This is a genomic window from Pseudomonas sp. P20, from assembly GCF_016463925.1.
GTDB classification, from domain to species: Bacteria; Pseudomonadota; Gammaproteobacteria; order Pseudomonadales; family Pseudomonadaceae; genus Pseudomonas; species Pseudomonas aeruginosa.
Genome location: NZ_JAEMVM010000105.1, coordinates 712 through 1,696 on the forward strand (window position 1 = coordinate 712; position 985 = coordinate 1,696).

Annotated in this window: 1 protein-coding gene; it reads left to right on the forward strand. The window is 63.7% G+C overall.

Annotated features, from left to right (window positions below; genetic code table 11):
• A partial coding sequence (locus tag JHD77_RS31970; RefSeq protein ID WP_160419925.1) for a DUF935 domain-containing protein occupies positions 1-985 on the forward strand: 985 nt, incomplete at both ends.

Consider the following 985-nt stretch of genomic DNA (forward strand, 5'->3'; position numbering starts at 1 on the left):
CAGAACGTTGGCTGGGACCGGATCACCAACGGCATGCTCTATGGGGTGTACTACGGCCACGCCGTGTCCGAACTCATCTACGGCCGCGACGACCGCTACATCACCCTGCAGGCGGTCAAGGTGCGCAACCGCCGCCGCTTCCGTTACGACCTGCAGGGTGGCCTGCGCTTGCTGACGCCGAGCAACATGTTCGAGGGTGAGCCGTGCCCTTCGCCGTACTTCTGGCACTTCTCGACCGGCGCCGACAACGACGACGAGCCCTATGGCCTCGGACTGGCCCATTGGCTGTACTGGCCGGTGTATTTCAAGCGCAACGGACTGAAGTTCTGGCTCACGTTCCTGGACAAGTTCGGTATGCCCACGGCCGTCGGCAAATTCGGGAAGAACGCCACGCCAGAGGAGAAGGCCAAGCTGCTGGCCGCCACCCAGGCGATTCAGACCGATACCGGTGTCATCATGCCGGAGGACATGTTGGTGGAACTGCTGGAGGCCTCGCGCTCTGGCACGGCCGACTACAAGATCCTGCACGACACCATGGATGAGACCATCGCCAAGGTTACGCTGGGCCAGGTGGCGTCGAGCCAGGGCACTCCCGGCCGCCTGGGTAACGACGATCTGCAGGCCGACGTGCGCCTCGACCTGGTGAAAGCCGACGCCGACCTGATCTGTGAGAGCTTCAACCAGGGCCCCGCGCGTTGGCTGACCGAGTGGAACTTCCCCGGCGCTGAGCCGCCATGCGTTTACCGGGTCGTCGAAGAACCCGAGGACATGGACGCCAAGGCCAGCCGAGACGAGAAGGTAGTGCGGTTCTCCGGCTTCAAGCCCACCTTGGGTTACGTCCAGGAGACCTATGGAATTGAGGTCCAGGAGCAGGATCAGAAACAGGAGCAAGGTCAGCCAACTGGCCCCTCACCTGCCGCCGAGTTTGCCGAACGTGCCGGGGGAAGCGATCCGGCCGCGGCGATGACGGACCAGTTGGCCAAGG